A 22,564-nucleotide genomic window follows, 5' to 3' on the forward strand; every position below is an offset into this window, starting at 1 on the left:
GATGAAAATTATTGAAACAAAATTACAAGATGTTAAAATTATAGAAACACCGGTATATGGGGATCATCGAGGTTTTTTTACAGAAAGTTATACCGAAAATAAATTTAGTGAAGCAGGAATTCCAAATAAATTTATCCAAGATAATCATTCATTGTCAGTTGAACCAGGTGTTATTCGTGGAATGCATTATCAAACTAACCCAAAAGCACAAACTAAATTAGTTCGTGTGACAACAGGCGCTATATACGATGTACTTGTAGATATGCGTAAAGGCTCTCCAACATATGGACAATGGGAAGGCTATATTTTAAGTGAGTATAATCATCGCCAACTATTAGTTCCACAAGGATTTGCGCATGGTTTTTGTACTATTACAGGCAATGTAAATGTGCAATATAAAGTTGATGAGCTTTATTCTCCCGAAAATGATCGCGGAATTGCTTATGATGATCCAGATATTGGAATTATCTGGCCAATGAACGATGCTATTTTATCTGAAAAAGATACTAAGCATCCACAATTAAAAGATGCAGAAAATAATTTTATTTGGGAGGTAAAATAAAATGAATGTATTAGTAACTGGTGGGGCAGGATTTATTGGTAGTAATTATGTACACTACATGTTGGAAAATCACCCTGAATATAAAATAATTAACCTAGATTTATTGACGTATGCAGGTAATATCCATAATTTAGATGATGTAATGGATAATCCAAACCATATTTTTGTAGAAGGTAATATTTGTAATAGAGAATTAGTTCGCAATCTTGTTAAAACCTATAATATTACTCACTTTGTTAATTTTGCAGCAGAATCACATGTGGATCGCAGTATTTTAAATCCTGAAATATTTGTTGAAACAAATATCCAAGGAACATTAGCTTTATTGGATGTTGCTAAAGAGCTTTCTATTGAAAAATATTTACAAGTTTCAACAGATGAAGTATATGGATCATTAGGAGCAGAAGGATATTTTACTGAAGAAACACCTTTGGCACCGAATAGTCCTTACTCAGCAAGTAAAACAGGAGCCGATTTGTTAGTCCGTGCTTATTATGAAACCTATGGTATGAATGTCAATATTACACGTTGCTCGAATAATTATGGACCATACCATTTTCCAGAGAAATTAATTCCGTTGATGATTAGTAATGGAATGGATAATAAAGAGTTGCCAATTTATGGTGATGGTCTAAATATTCGTGATTGGCTACATGTACAAGATCATTGCCAAGCAATTGATTTAGTTTTACACAAAGGTCGTAAAGGTGAAGTTTATAATGTTGGTGGTCACAATGAACGTACCAATAACGAAATTGTTGAAATTGTTATTGAAAAATTAGGACTATCACGTGATTTAATTAAGTATGTGGAAGACCGTTTAGGTCATGACAAACGTTATGCAATTGATCCAACTAAGTTAGAAACTGAACTGGGCTGGAAACCAAAGTATACATTTGATACGGGAATAGTTGAAACCATTGAATGGTACCAGGCAAATGAAGCATGGTGGCGTCCATTAAAAGAACGGGCTGAATTAAACTAATAGATGGAAGAGAGATGACATTAGTTTTCTCTCTTTTCCTCTATTCAATTAGAAAAAATGAGTAAAAAGTTAGGAGTATTTTATGAAAAAAATGGCAGTTGTAGTTACCTATAATCCTGACGAAGAAGTTTACAAAAATATAATTAAATTAAAAAAACAAATTGAATATATCTTAGTAGTTGACAACTCTTCTATCTCGAATCGATTTAAATTAAGAGAAAATGGGATTAAGGTTATTTATAATAATCAAAATGAGGGTATCGCAAAACCTTTAAATATGGGTATTCAAGAAGCCAGCGATGAAGGATTTGATTGGTTATTTACCTTTGATCAAGATAGTGTAGTAACTGAAAATTTTGTCAATAACATGCTAGAAACAGCTAAAGAATTTCAAGATAAAGAAGGCCGATTTCCGATTTTAATTAGCCCAACATATAAACATCCTACTAATGGTATAGAATACGATATGGCTAAAGTGAGTAATCACTCTTATTCTATGATTGAAACAGCTATGACATCCGGGAATTTATTACATGTAAATCAACTTGTAAAAGCGAATGTTCATTTCAGAGGTGATTTTTTTATTGATTTTGTAGATCATGAATTTTGTTTTCATCTGAGAAAATTAGGTTATCCTATAATACAATCTTTTAAAGCAACCTTGGTTCATAGCTTGGGGGAAGTTACCGAGCGTGTTATTTTTGGAAAAAAATTATCATCAACGAATCATAATCCGATTAGACGATACTATATTACAAGAAACCGGTTGATTGTATATAAAGAGTATTTTGGAACTCAAAAAAAATGGATTAAAATTGATTTTGTTAACTCAATAATGGAAATTATTAAAATAATTTTAATAGAGGATCAAAAAAATTTCAAGATGTTTAATATCATTCGAGGTACTAAAGATGCATGTTTAAAAAGAATGGGGCCGTATCGATATACTAAAAAGAAGCTGAGGGATTAAATTTATGGAAAAAATTAAAAATAATAAGATTGTACATAATTTTTTGTCTCTAGCCAGTGTGCAAGTGCTGAATTATGTATTGCCAATCATTACATTACCTTATTTAATGAGGGTAGTTGGGGTTAGCCATTTTGGATTAATAAGCTTTGCACAGGCGATTATGCAGTATTTTATTTTATTTACAGATTACGGTTTTAATCTAATTGCAACACGTGATATTTCTAAGGTAAGAGACGATAAAGAGAAAGTCTCTAAAATGTTTAGCTCAGTAATGGCAGCCAAATTAATTTTACTACTGTTTTCATTTGTATTTTTAGCGCTACTTGTTTTTTTTGTTCCGAAATTTAGGAATGACGCGCTTATTTATGTTTTTACATTTGGAATGGTTGTTGGGAACGTATTATTTCCCACCTGGTTTTTTCAAGGAATTGAAGAAATGAAAGTAATTTCTTTATTAAATGTTTTTTCAAAATTAATTTTCACAATTGGTATTTTTTTTGTTGTAAAACAACCAGAAGATTATTTAAATGCAGCCATTTTGAATTCATTAGGTTTTATTTTAATCGGAGTTATCTCATTGTTTATTGTATTTTTTAAATACAAAATAAAAATTATTATCCCTAGTTGGCACGATATTAGTAGTCAAATGAGAGAGGGGTGGGATATTTTTATATCTAATATGTTTTCTAGCTTATATACAACGAGTAATACTGTTATTCTAGGATTTATAGCGAGTAATACAATTGTGGGTTATTTTTCAGCAGCAGATAAAATTATCAAAGCTTGCTCAAGTGTAATTTCGCCAATTATCCAAGCTGTATACCCACATATCAGTATTGTTTTAGAAAAATCTAAAGAAGAAGCTTTATTATTGATTCGTAAAATAGGTCTTATTATTACTGTTGTAATAGGGGCGGGTTGCTTTGTTTTGTTATTTGGTTCAAGTATTATTTTACCTTTATTTGCTGGATCAAGTTATGATAACTCAATTGTTTTAATTCAAATTATGTCATTTTTACCATTAATTATTGGTTGGGCAAATGTTTTAGGAGTATTAACTTTGATTAATTTTGGTTACCAAAAGCAACTATCAAGAATTTATATTTATTCAAGTATATTTAGTATCTTAACAACCTTGATATTAGTTCCCTTATTTAAAGAAGTTGGAACGGCCATTAATGTTACTTTAATAGAAAGCATTGTGACAATTGCTATGTATGTTGTTCTAAGAAGAAAAGGAATTAATATTATTAAAGGTACCATAGAAAATAAGGAAGAAGTGAAGATATTATGACAGTTTTAATTACAGGTGGAAATGGACAATTAGGTACGGAGTTAAAAAAAATATTGGATGAGCAAAATATTTCTTATATTTCTACTGATTCAAAGGTGATGGATATAACCAAAGAAGAAATAGTGAAAAAAATTATTACTGAGATAAATCCTACAGTCATTTACCATTGTGCAGCCTATACTGCAGTTGATAAAGCAGAGGATGAAGGAAAAACTATTAATCAATTGATTAATGTTGATGGAAGCCGTAATGTTGCTAAAGCAGCGGAAGTAGTTGGAGCAACGTTAGTTTATATTAGTACGGATTATGTATTTGATGGGACTAATTTAAATGAATATCAAGTGGAAGATACTCCGAATCCTAAAAATGAGTATGGTCGTGCAAAATATGAGGGAGAATTAGTAGTAAAAAAGTATGCTTCGAAGCATTATATCATTCGGACTTCATGGGTATATGGTGAATTTGGTGGGAACTTTGTGTTTACCATGCAAAAACTAGCTGAAACACATTCTAAATTGACTGTAGTGAATGATCAATTTGGAAGACCAACATGGACTAGAAATTTAGCAGAGTTTATGATTTATATAGTTGCTCAAAAAGCTGAATACGGCACTTACCAATTTTCAAACGATAATAGCTGTTCATGGTATGAATTTGCTAAAGAAATTCTAAAAGAATCAAATGTTCAAATTGAACCAGTTGATTCTTCAGCATTTCCCCAAAAAGCTATCAGACCCAAGCATTCAATTATGGATTTAAGTAAAACTAAGAAACTAGGCTATGCTATTCCAACATGGGAAGAAGCCTTAGCTGCATTCCTCCAATCAATTGAAAAGTAAATACAGTTCATTATAATAAACTAGTTTAAAGGTGTTGAATTTAATTTGAAAGTTTCTATTATTATTCCTGTGTATAATGGTGAAAGAACGATTAAAAGAGCAATTGATTCTTGTCTAAACCAAACTTATTTGGATTTTGAAGTTCTTATAATGGATAATCAATCAACGGATAAAACGAATAAAATTGTTACTTCCGTTAATGATGACAGAATTTATTACTATCAATTGCCAAAAAAAGGTCGAGCTTTAGCCAGAAATGAAGGGTTAAAAAAAGCTAGTGGTGATTATATTCAGTTTTTAGATGCAGATGATGTGCTTCTGGGAAATAAACTTGAAGAAAGTATTCTATTTTTAGAAGAAAATCGGAACTTTTCGGCTTATTGCCATGGAATAGAGTATAGATCGGAATCAAATACAGTATTAAAAGTTATCTTTCCTAAATATAACTTTTCAAATGAGTTATTTGCTCATAACATTTTTCCAATACATGCTCTAACATTTAGGTCAACTATTGCCAAGAAATTTCCTGAAGACATGGATTATTGTGAAGATTGGTTATTTTGGGTAAATACATTAGATAAAGAAATGATTTATTTTAATGTAACGACTATTGGAGGTATTGTATATGTTCATGAAGAAAACACAATGTCAGAAACAGCTTTAATGAGTGAATACGAGTTATATGTTCAACAAATTTTAAAAAGTAGAATATCTGTAACAAATTTTTCTTTATTAAAAAATGAAATAAGTTTACTGATTATTCACTATTTTAATTTAGAAAAAGAACAAATAACAATTAATGCTATTAAAAATAATTCGAATATATTGTACAAACTAGTATCTACTTTGTGTAAAGTACCAATTGCTAAAAACTATTTACGTAGTAAAGTAGATGATATTATCCAAAAGGATATTTATAATAAAGGAGAAAATCATGAACGTTAAAGAAAAATTTCCACTTGTTTATTTTATAGTTTTAAACTATAATAATGCCTCAGATACGATTGAATGTGTCCATGCGGTTGAACAGATTAATTATTCGAATTTTCAGATTGTATTAGTCGATAACTTATCCACAGATGATTCTGAAACAATTTTAAAAAAAAATTTACCAGAGCATCATTTTATCCAAACAAATAAAAATTTGGGATATGCCAATGGAAATAACATTGGCATTGATTATGCTATTCAAAATGGGGCAAGTTACGTCTGTATTTTGAATAATGACGTATTGGTAGAACCTGATTTTTTATCAATTTTAGTTGATTATAGTGAAAAAAATCCAGAGGTTGGAGTAGTGGGCCCTCGTGTGTGCACATACGAAGATGAGACCATTCTAGAGTCAGCAGGTTCAGTTGTTGATTTAAATCATGGGAAAGTAACTAGATTATATAGCGGTAAAAATGAAACTGAAGTGTATGGAAAAGAGATTTTTTGTGATTATATTGGCGGAGCATGTATGCTTGTTAGTACTTCGGTTATTCAAAGTGTTGGAGTCATACCTGAAATTTATTTTTTATTTTATGAAGAAAATGAATGGTGTTTAAAGATAGGAAAAGCTGGTTTTGCTATTGCATGTATTGCAGATGCCAAAGTTGTTCATAAAGGTTCAGCTTCAATTAATAAAGTTTCTGGGCTTTCAGAATATTTCATGTATCGAAATTTAATTGTGTTTATGAAAAGAAATAGTGATTTTAGGAATAAGTTGAGGTTTTATCCATATATTCTATTATTTACATTAAAAAGTGGCTTAACTAAAAAAAGGGGTTGGAGATTTTTAGGCTACTTTTTAGACGGATTTACAGGGAAAAATAAGTATTCAAACAGATTATAGTTTTAGTAGACGATAAAAGTCAAAAATTAGTAGTAAATTCGACTGTATAAAAAAGAAAAGAGGCGAAAAGCAAATAAATGAAGAAACAAAGAAATAATCAATGGAAAAAAGTTATTATTACAACTGTAGCAAGTGCCACGTTATTTACACCGATTTCAAACTTGATTTTAGAAGCGAAAGTCTATGCCAGTGATGAAGAAAATAAAGGGAAAGCAGTTGAAGATGATAGCGAGAGTTCAATTATTGACTCTTCATCAATCGATTCTAGCAATATGGAGAGTACATCTAGTGATGAATCAAACAAAAAAGAAGAGAAGACAGAAACTCAAAGTAATGCAGATAGTTCAGTAGTTCTCGAAAAAGAAGAAAAAGAAGAGAAAAAAAATGAAGTTCCACAGACTGAAGAAAATACCTATGATCCAGCTTTAATACGTCAACAAGCAATTGATTTAATGAATCAAGAACAACCCACTAGATTTAAAAGATCGTTGAGAGTTAACAATCAACAAGAATTTATTAATAAAATTGCTGACTACGCAGTTGGGCATGCAAAAAGTTATGGGTTATATGCTTCTGTAATGATTGCTCAAGCTATTGTTGAAAGTGCTTGGGGTGGAAGTGGATTATCTATAGAACCAAATAATAATTTGTTTGGGATTAAGGGTGCTTATAATGGGCAGTCTGTTTATTTTTGGACAACAGAATATGTAAATGGTGAATACATTCAAGTTTATGCAGCCTTTAGAAAGTATCCCTCTTATAAAGAGTCATTAGAAGATAACGCAAAATTATTGCGCTACGGATTAACAAGTAATTCTAGTTTTTATAATGGGACATGGCTTGAAAATACAAATAGCTATCAAGATGCCACTCAATGGTTGCAAGGAAGATATGCAACAGATCCTAATTATGCACGAACTTTAAATAGTATTATTGCTATGTATAGTTTAGATCAATATGATAATGCAAATGGGGTTAGCATAAAAGAAATTACTGATGTAAATTTAAAAGCTAAAGTGGCTGTGAATTCTGAAAAATATAATGTTCCGGTTGGTAATCATTTTATTGAAAAAGTACCTGGTACAGTGAATAGCGTTTTAGAACCTAGAGGCTATCTAACTGATATTGCTAAAAAAGCAGTCACAAATAATGGGAAAACATTTTATCTTGCTACAATAAATGGTGGAGGTTTTTGTTGGATTGCGGAAGAAAATTTAACTTTTTACGAAGATGTAACTAGTGTTGAAAGTATAAATATGACAGGAATGATTACTTCTGATTCACCTCGTTATAGAGTTCCTGATGGTTTAAAAAGGATTGAAAAACTGACTATGACTACAGCTTCACTTTCATCCAAAGTTGTGCAAATTTCACATAAATTAGTGACAAGTTCTGGAGTAACCTATTATGCTATTCGACAAAATGGTCAAGGAATTTGCTGGATACCGGCGGATAAATTACAATTAAGTGAACCAGCAGGGAATCAAAAAAATGTTTCATTAGCTGGTTTATTAAAAAATGGAGCCAGAAAATATAGAATTGCTGAATTAGGACATATAGAACCATTAGATTTAACGACAGATGATATGGTGAATAAATCAGTTAAAATTATTAAAGAAGTTCAATCAAACTCTAGTGCAACCTATTATTTGATTACGAATAGTAATGGACAACCAATTTGTTGGATCTTAGAATCAGACTTAATTTTATCAGAAGTAGTGAGTAGTACCCAAGGATATAATAATGGTGGATTAGTTGTTTCAGCAGCTAGAAAATATTCATTGCAAGAAGATCGACAATTGTTAAATGCAACGAATGGTTTTACAGATACTATCGTGGGTCAGCAAGTTATTGTTGCTGATTCTGCTAAAACTATGTCTGGTACAACACATTACTTGATTTTAAATTCAAATGGGACAGGTATTGGCTGGGTTGATTCGAACAGTGTTGAATTAGGTAGTAAAGCTAATGGACCTATAAAAAAAATAAATGCTGGTGGTATGCTTGAGATTCCAGTTAAAAAGTATTCAATGAATGCGCAAGGGTATTTATTACCTACGCCATATATGACAAGTGAATTAACTGGGCTACGTTTATCAGTTACTCAAGAAGTCACTTCTAATGATGGCAATAAATATTATTTAGTTAACAATGGGACTACACCAATTTGTTGGGTGAAAGAATCTGATATTCTAATTGGTGAAGAATTTACAAATAAAAAAGTTTCTACAAAAGGTGCTTTAATAAAATCAGAAGGTAAAAGATATACAATTGCTGATAATAGTAATTATTTACAACCCTTAACCTACTCGCTTGCTGAATTAGTTGGGCAAAGAGTTAATTTAATTCAAGAAGTTACTACAATTTCAGGAAAGAAATTTTATCTTGTTAATATTGATGGGCGTACAATTTGTTGGGTAGATGCCAGTACATTGCAGTTAAGCTCAACAATTAATAGTTCAAGTGATTACAATAAGAAAGCTACTGTAATTAAAAGTGCACAGAAATTTACATTTAATACTGCAACTAATGAGATGATTCCAAATAATGCCTATACTAGCAATATCTTAAATCAAACAGTAGAGGTTAAATCTATGGCAAAAGCAACTGATGGAACCGAGTTTTATTTGATTACTCAAAATGGTGGTGGTATTGGTTGGATAACGAAAGACGCGTTGAAATTTCAATAAAATTTAAGAAGATAATCAATCTAAGGCATCCTTAGACTGATTATCTTCTTTTTTTGCTAACTTAGTTAGTATTTTTAACTTATTTTTTATATAGTAAATTTGATTAAAGACTGTATCTGTTTTTTTGAGTGTGTATAAATGAAAACAACAGTAAAACAAATGATGAAAATAAGTAGCTCAACTAAAAGCATTGCAATAAATTTGTTAATGTGTTCACCTAATATTGTATAAAGGAAATAAAATTTTCTAATAATGTAATCTGAAATTAAATAAATACCAAAAGTTGCCTTACTGACAGTTAAAATAATTTGTTCAAAGATAGGCGGTAATTTAATCGTTGAAAAAATGTATTTGATAATTAGAAAAAAAGTGATACTCATAATTGCAATATTAAAATGTTCAATTTCATTCCAAAATAGGAAAAAGCCAGTTGGATTTTTTTGATAATCATGATAAATTGCAAAAAAAGTACCTAAAATACTTGATAAATGAAGCACAACTATACAATAAATATAATTTTTTGTATGAGGTTTGAATACGTGTACAAAAAAATGTCCAGCAATAAAATAGGCAAGATACATGTTAAGCATAGGTAACTGAAACTTATCGAAAATACTAGGTAAATCAAATTGAACTAAAAATGGAGGAATAAGTGCTGAGAAAATAAAAGTTAAAGAAAAATAATAATAAAATTCCTTTTTATTAAAGTGTTGAATCATAGAGCGAATAAAAGGTAACATTAAAAGCAAAGCAATATATGCATACATATACCAAAGAGAATTCGTCATTTTACTACTATAAAATCTAACTAAAAAATCAACAATACTTTTATTTTGATACTGAGGACCCGTTAAATAGTAGAAAATTGAAGCTATTAGAAGCGGATAAAAAGCTTGGAAAATTCGTTTTCCTAGCGAGTGGTAAGTATCCAATTTTTTTATTAATAAGGCACCAGAAACCATGAAAAATATAGGAACAGCTGATCTACAAAGAATAAAATAAATAATGGAAAAACTCCAAGTTGCAGAAAACGAAACATTTTGAAAAACGCCTGCATTTGTATGATTAATAATTACAAAAAATGCAGCTAAAATTCTTAAAACTTCTAAGTAAATAATTTTTTTCTTCATAAAAATCTCCTTTTCTTAATTATAAATACAAGTATAGCATAGTTGTTTACAAAAAAATGTAGTATTGTAAATCTGAACTACGTAAGAACAGTTTATAGAAGAATAATGTGAAATTATGAAAAAAAGTAATTTTCAAACGAATGCATATAATAAATTATGCTATAATGTTAAAGATGCAAAAATAAAAATAAAAAGAAATTGAGGAATTAAAATGAAAAAAGTAGCCTTTGTTACCTATGCAGCTGCTCCATATAGGATGAAACAATTTGAAGAATATTCAAAATATGCTGAAATTCAAGCCTACTATATTAGTGAAAAAATGGTGGATCGTTCATGGGATTTATCTGGTGAGCGTAATTTTTCAGAAGAAAAATTGCCAATTGCTTTTAAGATAAAAGGTATGGGGGCAATTCATACAAATTTGAAAAAAATTGTTAAAGCAAATGATTTGATTATTATTGGAGGATATAGTAGCGCAACTTATATACTGTTATCTATATTATGTAAATGGTATAAGAAGCCCTCTGTAATTCTTTTAGATGGTATTTCCCCAGGAAAACTAAAAGAAGGCGGTACAGGTTTGAAAAATTTGATAAAGAAATTTGTACTTCATAATTCTGCTGCAGTATTTGGAAATGGAACAGTAGCTAAAAGATATTTTTCAGAAGTGTTAAACTATCAAAAAAAAGTTTATCCACAAATACTAACATCTAATATAGAAGTTATAATGTCTTATGAAGATGAAAAAGAACAATTACGGAAGCAGCTTTGTGCTAAGTACGCTATCGATCCAAATAAAATAATTATTTCATATAGCGGTAGATTATTGGCTCAAAAAAATGTAAAAGATATAATCGATGCTCTAGTCAAGTTGGATCGAGAAGATATCCATTTTATTATTTTTGGAGGAGGTACTGCCGAGCAAGAAAAAGATTTAGTAGAATACGGAATTTCTAATAATATTTCTATGTCAATAACTGGTTTTATTGAGGAACAGTCACTATTGTATAAGCACTATTATATGAGTGATCTATTTATTTTACCATCTATAAATGATGCATGGGGGTTAGTCGTAAATGAAGCGATGGCAGCCAAATTGCCAATTATTGTTTCGGATGGATGTGGTTGTTCCTTAGACTTAGTAAAAGAAGGCGAAAATGGCTATGTTTATAAAGGAGGAGATAGCGAAGAACTAGCTAAAAAAATCGGAATTATTTTAAGTAATAAAGACATTTTATCTATGGGCGAAAGCTCCTATGAAATCATTCAACAATGGACCTTTAAAAACTCAGCTAAGAGTTTTAATCGTATGGTAACCGAACTAGTAAAGTGAAATTGTTAAGGTTTTTTTAAAGAAGATTTATTTATAACTCATTGTGGTATAATCAAATGGATTGTAATTGGTTAAGTATGAACAAATTAAGTTTAAGGGTGATTATGTGAATAATGTAAAAGGTGGAATACGAGTCATTATCATTGATATAATCGGTGTATTAATTGGCGTATTAAACGGCTTCCTATTACCTAAAGTTTTAGATGTAGAAGGATATGCAATAATCAAAACATTTGGTCTATATATTGGATATGCTGGAATGCTGCATTTGGGATTTTCAGACGGTATGTATATTTTACTCGGTGGAAAAAATTATGAAAAGCTTGATTTTAAAAAGGTTATGGGTTATTTTAAAGTGATGTTGAAACTAGTATTTATTATAGAATTGATTATACTAGTAGCAAATCTTTTCATCATTAAGGATCCAATTGTTTATTTGTTTCTTTTATACGCAGTGCCTTTTCAAATTAGCTTGTTTTTCAGTTTGATTTTGAGAGCAACTGGGAATTATAATGGGTATTCATTATTAAAAACAGCTACAAATATTTTTACATTGGTTTCAGTTATGACGGTTATTTTACTATTTAAAGATCCCTATTTTTATATATGGGGACAAATTATTATCCAATTCCTATTAGTATTTGTATCATTCTATCTGTTTAAAGGGAATCTAGGTAAAAGTGAAGCGATTAATTTTTCAGAAATTAAATACATTATTACAATTGGCTTTTCCGTATTACTTGCGAATGTAGTAACTAATTTGATTATCAGTTTTGATAGATGGTTCGTTAAAATTAATTTTAGTACAAATGAGTTTGCTTATTATACATTTGGAACAACATTATTGGCTCTGTTTTTAACGTTAATTGCGTCTGTAGGAACGGTCTTATATCCATTTCTATCAAATTACAACAACAAAAAGAATACTTTGATTGTAAAAAATATTGTTTTAATTATAGCTTTTCTAAGTCTAGGTTCAAGTTTTGCAATCGATTTTATTGTCCAAAATTTTCTGCCAGATTATGCGCAATCTATGGGAGTTTTAAAAATTCTAATACTAGCATTTCCATTTATTAGTACGATAAATGTACTTTATGCAAACTTATTTAAAGTTTTTAGAAAAACTAAAAAATTCACAATTATTTCAATTGCAATGCTTGCTATATCATTTGTTTCTGATTTAATGTTAATTAGAATATTTAATCGTTTTGATTATGTTGCATTTGGAACATTAATAACCTATTTTTGTTGGTATATGGTTTGTTCACTAGATAAAGACTTTGGTTTATTTTCATATAAAGATATGTTTGTTTATGGTTTATCATTAGTAACTCTTTTTGGATTACAATACCTTCAACTTGCAAGTCTTGTACAGTTTTTTATTTATTTGACTATTGTTTCGATTATTTGTTGGATTGCTTATAAAGAGCAAATAATTGGGATACGTGAAAAAATTGCAAAAAATTAACTAAAACTTTTTAGCTATAGAAAATGGAGTGTGTATAGAATGTTTAATCGGTTTACAATAAGTGAATATGCTCAAATTATCATATTCACTATTTTAGGTGTTTTATCTAGTCAAACTGTAAATTTATTTCCAACAAAGCAATCAATGACTGGCGGTGCTAATGTTTATATTATTGAATTAGTTGTAATTTTCTTTTCAGTATATGTCATTGTTTACCAACTATTTTTTAAGCGGAAGCTAAAAGAAATGCCATCTAGTGTGAAGTACATGTTGTTAATGGTAATAATTTTTGGTTTTTTCTTTATTGCTATGACTAGTCTTAGAATTTTAACGCACCAATCTTTAGCTAATTCTATGTATTTACCACGTGTAGTTATGGAAGCTGGACTGATTTATATTTGTTTATCATTTTTCAAAGTCAGAGCAGAGACCGTTTTCGCCAGTATCTTAACTTTATTTGTAGTTCTTAACCTCTGGGATTATGGTATTTTGTTTTTTGGAAATGGGGTAATTAGAGGAACTTCGCCAGTTTTTGGAAACAGCTATGTATTTGCAATTTTTTGTAGTATGGTGGCACCTTTATTGATGTATTTTTATATTAAAGGCACAAAAAAAATGAAAGTTGCTATGGCAATTTTATATGTACTAAATATTCCAATTAGTATTTTAACAGGATCTAGAACAGTACTGATTTTATCGATTGGTTTTATGTTTTTAACAATTTTACTTTACAGTAGTGGAATAAAAAAAATGTTTTATTATTTCATTTTGGTAATTGCTCCAGTGATTATTATTGCTGGAAGTTTTATTTTATTTGCAAGCCCACAAAATAAAAGTTACACTTTTAGAAGTTTTTCAATTCCAATTAGTATTGTAAAAAAAGTAACTCCAGAATCAATAGATAAAAAAATAGATGAATTTACCAGTGTAGAAATACTTGAGAAGAAAAAAGATGTTGTTTGGAAAAATGGGAAAGTAGTTTCAAGCACTGAAGAAAAAGAAAAATTAGTGAATAATTCATTGGAAAGAGAATCTCAAGTAAGTCAATTCCAAAGAGAAGATGTTAATAATAGAGCTAAAGAAGAAATTCAAGCTTCTACTCAAAATTTATTATTTGGATCAGGTAAATCTTTAGTGTTAGTCTATAGTGGAAGATTAGAGAAACCGCATAATTATTTTTTACAATATACATTAGCATTTGGGTTAATTGGATTCTTTTTAACAGTTCTTATTTATTTTTCACCAATTGTATTTGCTTTTAAAAAGATGAATAAAAAAGATTTTTGTTTCTTTGTTTTAACAGGATATTTATCCGTTCTTATAAATGGTCAATTACAGCCAGCATTTGGAAATATAATTGCAATTTATCTAATGATGATTATGGCTTATGGCTTATTGAAATGGGAGGAAGGAGGTAAGTATGAGAAAAATAGTTATTAACCCTTTTTTAGTCTTTTTAATGACAATTATTGGAACTTTGGCGATATATAGTCTGTCATGGTCTGAAATTTATCCGGCACTGACATCTACTAGTTTGATTCTTTTTCTAGGAATTACAATCATTGTACTTTTATTTTTTTCAAAGGTATATAATATTTTTTTCCCAGTAGGAGTTTTCCAAAATAGAAAGCATTCAATTAATATGAGTATCTGGGTAGTCCTTGGTTTTTTATCAATTGCTGCGGAACTAATATATGAGAAAGCTATTCCCATTTTAGAGGTCCTTGTATTTCGAAGTGGTTACAATTATGTAGATTTTGAGGGGATTCCAACTTTTCACGTATTTGCAGTCACGTATGCTTCTTTTTTAGGGCTTTGGTTATGGGATCGTTTCTTAATGGACCATCAGTTTTTAAACTTGTTGGGCTCATTGTTTTTTGTTAGTTACCCTTTAATTCTTTTTAATAGAGGTGGATTTATCATGAATCTATGTACTCTATTATTTATAACACTAATCAGAAAAAGACATACCGTGTTTTCTGTAAAAAAAATTATTGTAGCAATGAGCTCTGTCTTAGTTATTTTGTATTTATTTGGGTTACTAGGAAATTTCAGATCACCAGATTCAACGAGCGTGAAAGAATCTGGTGAAGCAAGAAGCTCTTTGATTTTAAACTCTGGTAGAGCAACTGAAGAATTTAAAGAATCCATTATCCCTAAAGAATTTTTTTGGACGTATCTTTATGCAGGCACCCCGCTGGGCAATCTAAATCATATGATGGAAGTTATGGAACCAACCAATGATTTAAATGCTTTTGTTGCTTCAAGTATTTTACCAGATTTTATTAGCAAGCGAATTATTGAATCAAAAAATATTTATATCCCTGATGATGATTTAGTTTTGGCAACATTTAATGTATCAACGCTATTTGCTACAGCTTTTAAAACGCTTGGAATATTAGGGATGTCGCTATTAGTGCTATATTATTCACTTGTTGTTTTTGGTTATAGTTATCTAATGAAGAAGATGGATACTGTTAGTGTTGTTGGGATTGCAATATTATTTACAATAATCATTTTTAGCTTTTTTAATAATATGTTAACTTTTTCAGGTTTAAGTTTTCAATTGATTTATCCAATTTTATTTGGAATATACAACAAGATGAGAGGATGATGTTACAGTGTCTATCGGTTTAGAGATAAAGAAATTAATGAGTTTTTTTAATAGAAGAAAATGGGTGGTTTTAATTTGTATGATTGTTTTTGCAGTAGCATTTTCGGCAAATGCATTGTTGAAACCAGAAACAAAAGTAAGTACTGATCCAAATGTAGCCTTAAATAAAGGGAAGTATAAAGATCAATATTTTTCAGAATTTAAGTTTTATATTGAAAATAAACAAGATGGTCGTCCGATAAGTTATGTTGGAACAATCAAAAATAATTTATTGTCAGATGACCAACTTGCTAAAATAAAAGCTGCTGGCTTGGATATTAGTTCTGAAGATCTGAAAAATTCTATTGATATCTATAATACGAATAAGAGTGCAGATCAATTGTTTTTCCTTGTTCATTCAAAAGATAAAGAATTAGTTAAGGAATTAAGTAACTATTTTGTAGAAGTTATGAAGAATAAGGATAATCTATTTTTAGAAAATAAAATGGTCCTTCAATTGAGTCAACCAAGTGATAGTATTCAAAATTGGAAACCAGATGGACTTGTTAGTGGTACTACAAACGCTGGATTGACCAATATTAATCAAGATGAAAAAGGTCTTGCAAAAGATTCAGAAGATAGCGAAACTGAAAATAAGGCTACTGTAACTAAGGTAAGTGTTCCCCAATATGCAGTTATCGGGCTTTTCTTAGGCTTGGTATTAGGCGTATTTGTAGGTATATTTATGGATATGAAGAGCAAAAAAATTCAATCTATGGCCTATTTAAACCCAATTGTAAAAGAAGATGAAAAAATAATTGATGCAACTAATTTTTCAATTGATGAGGTAAATAATTATCTTGCTATTAATGCAGCCTCTAATCAGTGTAATTCAATTTTAGTATTATCTGAAAAAGAAGAATATTTCCCGATAGATTTAAAGAGTGACTTAATAAAATTTGTAACAGCTCTAACTGTTTCTGAATTAGAAAAGGATCAAATGATCTATATTGTAGTAAAATCAGGCTTAACAAGTACTGAATGGTTGAAAAAAGAATATCGACTAATTGAAGGAACAGCTTTAAGCTATCAAGTAATTTTATTATCATAATAACCAGAACCTCTAAAAACAAACTTGTTAATTATCGCATGTTTTTTAGAGGTTTTTATGCTATACTTGATAAGAGTTTTTTTTTATAAATCAAGTTTAATAAACTAATTTTATACTGTATAATGAGTTTTACTTGTACAATTACGAGAATGCATTTTAGGAATATAGCATTCAATAGAAAACGGACTAAATAATAAATGAAATGGAGTTTTTTTTGCATGAATGACAGTATTTTTAAAAATAAAACATTATTAATTACAGGGGGAACTGGTTCTTTTGGTAACGCAGTACTAGATCGCTTTTTAGCTACTGATATTAAAGAAATCCGAATTTTCTCAAGAGATGAAAAAAAACAAGATGACATGAGAAAGTTATATAAAAATAGCAAAATAAAATTTTTTATTGGTGATGTACGAGACATAGATAGTATTCGTGTTGCAATGCGCGGAGTAGATTTTGTCTTTCATGCTGCTGCATTGAAGCAAGTACCATCCTGTGAATTTTTCCCAATGGAAGCTGTTAAAACAAATGTTTTAGGTACCGATAACGTGTTAACTGCAGCTATTGAAGCAAATGTGAAAAAAGTTATCTGTTTATCAACAGATAAAGCAGCCTATCCAATTAATGCTATGGGAACATCTAAAGCAATGATGGAAAAAGTCTTTGTTGCAAAATCAAGAAACATTGACCCAACGCAAACCTTGATTTGTGGAACAAGATATGGAAATGTAATGGCTTCAAGAGGAAGTGTTATTCCTTTATTTTTAACTCAGTTGAAATCTGGGCTTCCGTTAACAGTTACTGAAGGAAAAATGACCCGTTTTATGATGAGTCTAGAAGAAGCTGTTGATTTAGTTTTATTTGCTTTTAATAATGCTGAACAAGGGGATATTATGGTTCAAAAAGCTCCAGCAGCAACAATAACTACATTAGTGGAAGCACTGCAAGATATATTTAAAACAGATGTTCCTGTAACAACAATTGGAATTAGACATGGTGAAAAGTTATATGAAACTTTATTAACTGCAGAAGAGGCTGCTCAAGCAGATGATATGGTAGGCTTTTACCGTGTACCGTCAGATAAGCGCGATTTAAATTATGATAAGTTTTATGAAGAAGGACAATCAATTGAAGGGAAATTAGGAGAATATAACTCGGATAATACTGAGCGCTTAACTAAAGATGAATTAAAACTTCTACTTTTAAAATTGCCTTATATTCAAGAGGAATTAGCTTTATGGGAGGCTACTAAATGAAAATATTGGTAACAGGTTCAGATGGTTTCCTAGGTCAAAATTTAGTAGCACAATTAAAAAATGAAGGTTTTGAGGATATTTTATTATATACTAAAAAAAATTCATTAGAAGATTTGCAAGAATATACTGCTGAGTGTGATTTTATTTATCATTTAGCTGGTGTAAACCGTCCCAAAGAAATTAATGAGTTTCGTGAAGGAAATGTTGGCTTAATCGAAAAACTAATTGAGTTTTTGAACATACAAAATAAAAGTGTTCCCATTGTACTGTCTTCTTCTGTCCAAGCTGAGTTGGATAATCCATATGGAAATAGCAAACGCTCTGCAGAAGAAGTTTTATTAAATTATGGAAATCACACAAATTCGAAAATCATGATTTATCGATTAAAGAATCTGTATGGCAAATGGAGTCGACCTAACTATAATAGTGTCGTAGCAACTTTTTGTTATAACATTGCACGTAATTTACCTATTGAGATAAGAGATAGAGATGCTCAAGTTGAATTGAGTTATATTGAAGACGTGGTTTTTGAACTTGTAAAAGCTCTTAAAAGTCAGCCAACATTTGATGGAGATTATTGTGTTGTCCCAGTATCTTATACAATTACATTAGGCGATTTAGCCAATAAAATTAAAAAATTCAGTGAAAATAGAGTTAACTTAATTATGCCATCATTGAAAGAGCAATTTGATCGTAATCTCTATGCAACCTATCTTTCTTATCTAGAAGAAGATAATTTTTCGTATATGTTGAAAAAAAATGAAGATGAACGTGGTTGGTTAGCAGAGTTTATCAAGTCAGAAGATAATGGTCAAATTTTCATATCTACAACTAAACCAGGAATCACTAGAGGAAACCATTGGCATCATACGAAAGTAGAAAAATTTTTGGTTATTAAAGGAACTGGAGTCATTAGGTTCAGGAATATCAATGAAGATAAAATCATTGAATATCCTGTATCAGGTGAGAAACTAGAAGTTGTAGATATTCCGGTAGGCTATACTCATAGTATTACAAATACTGGAGAAAATGAGATGATGACTTTATTTTGGGCTTGTGAGATATTTGATCCACAGCATCCAGACACATATTATTTGGAGGTAAAGAATGAAAAAGCTTAAATTAATGACTATTATGGGAACACGTCCCGAAATTATTAGATTATCCGCAACAATTAAGAAATGTGATAATTACTTTGATCATGTGCTCGTTCATACGGGACAAAATTGGGATTATACATTGAACCAAGTGTTTTTTGATGATTTAGGGTTGCGTCAACCAGATTATTTTTTAGAAAGTGTTGGAGACAATCTTGGAGAAACAATGGGAAATATTATTGCTAAATCATTTGAGGTTCTTGCTAAAGAGCAACCAGATGCTTTGTTAGTATTAGGAGATACGAATTCAGCATTGTCTGCGATTAGTGCTAAAAGATTAAAAATACCAATTTTTCATATGGAAGCTGGGAATCGATGTTTTGATCAAAATGTTCCAGAAGAAATTAATCGTAAAATCGTTGATCACATTAGTGACATCAATTTACCATATACAGAGCATTCTAGAAGGTATTTACTTTCTGAAGGTTTTAAAAAAGAACATATTTATGTGACGGGTTCACCAATTCAGGAAGTTCTTCGTGACCACATGGCTGGTATAGAGCAAAGCGATATTTTAAATGAACTAGAGCTTAAACCACAAAAGTATATGATTGTTTCAGCGCATCGTGAAGAAAATATTGACAATGAAGAAAATTTCTTAGAATTAATGGGAGCTATTAACCGAATTGCTGAAGAGTATCAACTTCCAATTATTTATTCTACACACCCTAGAAGTATGAAGTATATTGAAAAGCGGAATTTCAAATTCCATCCTTTAGTTAAAATTTTAAAACCCTTTGGCTTTTTGGATTACAATCATCTTCAAAAAAATTCATTATGTGTTTTATCAGATAGTGGTACATTATCAGAAGAAAGTGCAATGCTTGGATTTACTGGAGTATTATTAAGAACCTCTACTGAACGGCCTGAAGTGTTAGATAAAGGTACAGTAGTTGTTGGTGGAATTACTGCAGCAGATGTAGAACAAGCTGTTGCTGTGGCCATTGATATGACAAAAAATCAAGAAGAAGTAATTCTAGCACCTGATTATCAAGATACTAATGTTTCTGTTAAAGTCGTTAAAATTATTCAAAGCTATACTAAAATTATCAATCAATTTACTTGGAGAAAATAAATGAAAGTATTACAAATTAATTCAGTTTGTGGAATTGGAAGTACTGGGCGTATTGCGACAGACTTATCTGATATTATGAAAGAAGAGGGAATTGAAAATAGTATTTTATATGGTCGGGGAGACGCTCCAAAAAATTACCTTACTTTTAAAATTGGTTCCTCATTAGATAACTATGTTCATGTTGGATTGACACGTCTATTTGATTTACATGGCTATGGGTCTGTCGGAGCTACAAAAAAAGCTGTGAGCTATATACGTGACTATTCACCTGATATTATTCATTTACACAACATACATGGGTACTATTTGAATATATCAATTCTGTTTAAAGCTTTAGCGGTATTGGATATTCCAATTGTCTGGACGTTGCATGACTGTTGGCCTTTTTCAGGACATAGCGCTTATATTAATGTTGATAAAAATGGGGACATTCCATTAAAAATGACTTCTAATGAAGAAAAAAAAGAATACCCAACCACGCTATTTGTAGATAGATATAAAAAAAACTATCAACATAAAGAAGCCCTATTTACTTCGGTAAGTAACATGACTATAGTAACTCCGTCTCATTGGTTAGCAAATATGGTAGAGAAATCTTTTTTGAAAAAATACGACGTTAAAGTGATTCATAATGGAATTGATTTAACCATATTCTCTGGAAAAAAAGATAGTGATAATGAGATGGAAAATAGAAAAAAAATTATTTTAGGTGTAGCAAGCATTTGGGAAGACAGAAAAGGATTGAATTTCTTTAATGAATTAGCAGATAATCTTGATACAAATTATGAAATTGTGTTAATTGGTGATACACGAAACCAACCATTAAATGTAAAAATTAAGCATGTAAAAAGAACGAACAATATCGAAGAATTGGCAGAATGGTATCGTAAAGCAGAAGTATTTGTTAATCCAACACTAGAAGATAATTTTCCGACCACAAATATTGAGGCACTTGCATGCGGAACTCCTGTAATTACATTTGAGACTGGAGGGAGTCCAGAATCTTTAACGCAAGAGACGGGTATTATAGTGAAGGAAAAAAGTGTAGATGCTCTTCTAAATGCTGTGTATCAGATTAATAAATCAGAAATGACAAATAATTGTGTGATTCAAGCACAAAAATTTGATAAGAACAAAGCGTTTAATGAATATATTCGACTGTATAAAGAGGTACTAAAAAATGAGAAATAAAAAAAAAATTTTAGTAAATACACTTGGAAAAGGAAATATGACTACTTTAGTGGAGTTTTATAAAAAGAATCCAAATACTTCATACAAAGTAATCTATAAAGAATATGCTAAGTATAAAAAGTATGGCTTTAAGCATATTTACAATAGATTACTAGACTACACGGGGCGTTATGATTTAGTTCTTTCTGATTACCCTACAAAATTATACAGTAGAGCAAAAAAAGGGATTTTTGTTAATCATGGTTATGGAACAAAGGCAACACCGGGTAAAGAAGAATTCAATAATCCCAAAGTGATGAGTGTTTATGATTCAATGAGAGAAAATTTAGATTACATTGTAACAATGGGTAAACGTGATGAAAATTACTATCTTAAGTATGATAGCAATTATACCAAGCGATACCCTGAGTATGTACCTTTAGGATTACCAAGAATAGATTGTTTATTTGACTCAAAAGAAGTCGAAAAACAAACTACAAAAATAAAAGCGAAATATAAAATTGAAGGAAAAAAGATTTTGCTTTATTCTCCAACATGGAGAAATTATGATATAAAAGAGTATACATCTAATTTATATCAGGAATTGGGGGCTCTTAATGAGTACCTAAAAGAAACTGATTGGATAATGATTTATCGACCACACTATATATCGGGTATCTTTGAAGAGCAAAAACTAAAAGAGTATGATAATATTTTAGTCATTACTTCCGAAACGGAGCCAGATGTTCAACCTTTCTTAATGGCTTCAGATGTCTTAATGACAGATTATAGTTCAATATATCTAGACTTCTTAGTTCTAAATCGACCCATCATATTTCTTGGTTTCGATTATAGTTACTATGCAGAAAATCGTGGTCTTGAAATTGACTATGCAAATTATATTGAGACTCCAGGAATCAAAGTTTCAACATTTGAAGAAACTCAAAAGTATTTAGAAGAATTAAAAGAAAAAGACGATTATCAGTCAAGACGTGAAGAAGCTCAACAATTATTTTATGAGTACCTAGATGGTCAAAGTAGCCAAAGAATTTGGAATTTAATTGATGAAATTTTAAAATAAATATAAAGGAGAGGAA

Annotated in this window: 19 protein-coding genes; 18 read left to right on the forward strand and 1 reads right to left on the reverse strand. The window is 30.1% G+C overall.

Going from position 1 to position 22,564, the window contains the following annotated elements; genetic code table 11:
* Position 1: 1 nt before the first annotated feature.
* The 8 genes from rfbC to MHI00_RS04085 all read left to right on the forward strand — a co-directional run bounded on the left by rfbC (position 2) and on the right by MHI00_RS04085 (position 9,174).
* The gene (gene rfbC, locus MHI00_RS04050; protein WP_157455814.1) at positions 2-562 is read left to right on the forward strand and encodes a dTDP-4-dehydrorhamnose 3,5-epimerase; all 561 of its coding nucleotides are present in this window, start codon (positions 2-4) and stop codon (positions 560-562) included.
* A 1-nt stretch (position 563) separates the two neighbouring features.
* Positions 564-1,547: a dTDP-glucose 4,6-dehydratase gene (rfbB, locus tag MHI00_RS04055; RefSeq protein ID WP_341111307.1), complete on the forward strand. Its 984-nt coding sequence runs from the start codon at positions 564-566 to the stop codon at positions 1,545-1,547.
* A gap of 82 nt (positions 1,548-1,629) precedes the next feature.
* Positions 1,630-2,517, forward strand: coding sequence for a glycosyltransferase family 2 protein (locus MHI00_RS04060; protein ID WP_341111310.1), 888 nt, complete (start codon positions 1,630-1,632; stop codon positions 2,515-2,517).
* A 4-nt stretch (positions 2,518-2,521) separates the two neighbouring features.
* A complete protein-coding gene (locus tag MHI00_RS04065; RefSeq protein ID WP_197092965.1) occupies positions 2,522-3,811 on the forward strand; it encodes a flippase in 1,290 nt (429 codons plus the stop codon).
* Positions 3,808-4,650 carry a dTDP-4-dehydrorhamnose reductase gene (gene rfbD / locus MHI00_RS04070; RefSeq protein WP_341111320.1) on the forward strand — a complete coding sequence of 281 codons (843 nt, stop codon included), beginning with the start codon at positions 3,808-3,810 and terminating at the stop codon, positions 4,648-4,650. Before MHI00_RS04065 ends, rfbD begins: the two co-directional genes overlap by 4 nt.
* Before the next feature lie 45 nt (positions 4,651-4,695).
* Positions 4,696-5,595: a glycosyltransferase family 2 protein gene (locus tag MHI00_RS04075; protein ID WP_341111326.1), complete on the forward strand. Its 900-nt coding sequence runs from the start codon at positions 4,696-4,698 to the stop codon at positions 5,593-5,595.
* A complete protein-coding gene (locus MHI00_RS04080; protein WP_341111328.1) occupies positions 5,585-6,484 on the forward strand; it encodes a glycosyltransferase family 2 protein in 900 nt (299 codons plus the stop codon). Before MHI00_RS04075 ends, MHI00_RS04080 begins: the two co-directional genes overlap by 11 nt.
* A 77-nt stretch (positions 6,485-6,561) precedes the next feature.
* Positions 6,562-9,174, forward strand: coding sequence for a glycoside hydrolase family 73 protein (locus tag MHI00_RS04085; protein WP_341111331.1), 2,613 nt, complete (start codon positions 6,562-6,564; stop codon positions 9,172-9,174).
* A gap of 86 nt (positions 9,175-9,260) precedes the next feature.
* On the opposite strand, the gene MHI00_RS04090 is transcribed toward MHI00_RS04085, so the two are convergent.
* Complete coding sequence (locus MHI00_RS04090; RefSeq protein WP_341111334.1) at positions 9,261-10,304, reverse strand: acyltransferase; 1,044 nt, start codon at positions 10,302-10,304, stop codon at positions 9,261-9,263.
* A gap of 211 nt (positions 10,305-10,515) precedes the next feature.
* Between MHI00_RS04090 and MHI00_RS04095 the strand changes: the two genes are divergently transcribed.
* The 10 genes from MHI00_RS04095 (at position 10,516) to MHI00_RS04140 (ending at position 22,548) form a co-directional block, all read left to right on the forward strand.
* Entirely contained in the window at positions 10,516-11,637 is a 1,122-nt protein-coding gene (locus MHI00_RS04095; RefSeq protein WP_341111337.1) for a glycosyltransferase family 4 protein, read from the forward strand.
* Positions 11,638-11,743: 106 nt separating this feature from the next.
* Positions 11,744-13,105: a hypothetical protein gene (locus MHI00_RS04100; RefSeq protein WP_341111340.1), complete on the forward strand. Its 1,362-nt coding sequence runs from the start codon at positions 11,744-11,746 to the stop codon at positions 13,103-13,105.
* A gap of 39 nt (positions 13,106-13,144) precedes the next feature.
* Positions 13,145-14,545 (forward strand): O-antigen polymerase, encoded by a 1,401-nt coding sequence (locus MHI00_RS04105; protein WP_341111343.1) that lies wholly within the window; start codon positions 13,145-13,147, stop codon positions 14,543-14,545.
* Complete coding sequence (locus tag MHI00_RS04110; protein WP_341111348.1) at positions 14,526-15,719, forward strand: O-antigen polymerase; 1,194 nt, start codon at positions 14,526-14,528, stop codon at positions 15,717-15,719. The genes MHI00_RS04105 and MHI00_RS04110 overlap by 20 nt, the downstream gene beginning before the upstream one ends.
* 7 nt (positions 15,720-15,726) lie before the next feature.
* Positions 15,727-16,809: a hypothetical protein gene (locus MHI00_RS04115; protein WP_341111350.1), complete on the forward strand. Its 1,083-nt coding sequence runs from the start codon at positions 15,727-15,729 to the stop codon at positions 16,807-16,809.
* Between the two features lie 230 nt (positions 16,810-17,039).
* On the forward strand, positions 17,040-18,065 hold the full coding sequence (locus MHI00_RS04120) for a polysaccharide biosynthesis protein (RefSeq protein WP_157456598.1): 1,026 nt from the start codon (positions 17,040-17,042) through the stop codon (positions 18,063-18,065).
* The gene (locus MHI00_RS04125; RefSeq protein WP_341111353.1) at positions 18,062-19,186 is read left to right on the forward strand and encodes a polysaccharide biosynthesis C-terminal domain-containing protein; all 1,125 of its coding nucleotides are present in this window, start codon (positions 18,062-18,064) and stop codon (positions 19,184-19,186) included. The genes MHI00_RS04120 and MHI00_RS04125 overlap by 4 nt, the downstream gene beginning before the upstream one ends.
* The gene (gene wecB / locus MHI00_RS04130) at positions 19,173-20,297 is read left to right on the forward strand and encodes a non-hydrolyzing UDP-N-acetylglucosamine 2-epimerase (protein WP_157455800.1); all 1,125 of its coding nucleotides are present in this window, start codon (positions 19,173-19,175) and stop codon (positions 20,295-20,297) included. Before MHI00_RS04125 ends, wecB begins: the two co-directional genes overlap by 14 nt.
* Complete coding sequence (locus MHI00_RS04135; protein WP_341111356.1) at positions 20,298-21,488, forward strand: glycosyltransferase; 1,191 nt, start codon at positions 20,298-20,300, stop codon at positions 21,486-21,488.
* On the forward strand, positions 21,478-22,548 hold the full coding sequence (locus tag MHI00_RS04140; protein WP_341111361.1) for a CDP-glycerol glycerophosphotransferase family protein: 1,071 nt from the start codon (positions 21,478-21,480) through the stop codon (positions 22,546-22,548). Before MHI00_RS04135 ends, MHI00_RS04140 begins: the two co-directional genes overlap by 11 nt.
* Positions 22,549-22,564: the final 16 nt, after the last annotated feature.

The sequence above is a fragment of the Carnobacterium sp. FSL E2-0243 genome (assembly GCF_038003605.1).
In the GTDB taxonomy this organism is placed as follows: Bacteria; Bacillota; Bacilli; order Lactobacillales; family Carnobacteriaceae; genus Carnobacterium; species Carnobacterium maltaromaticum.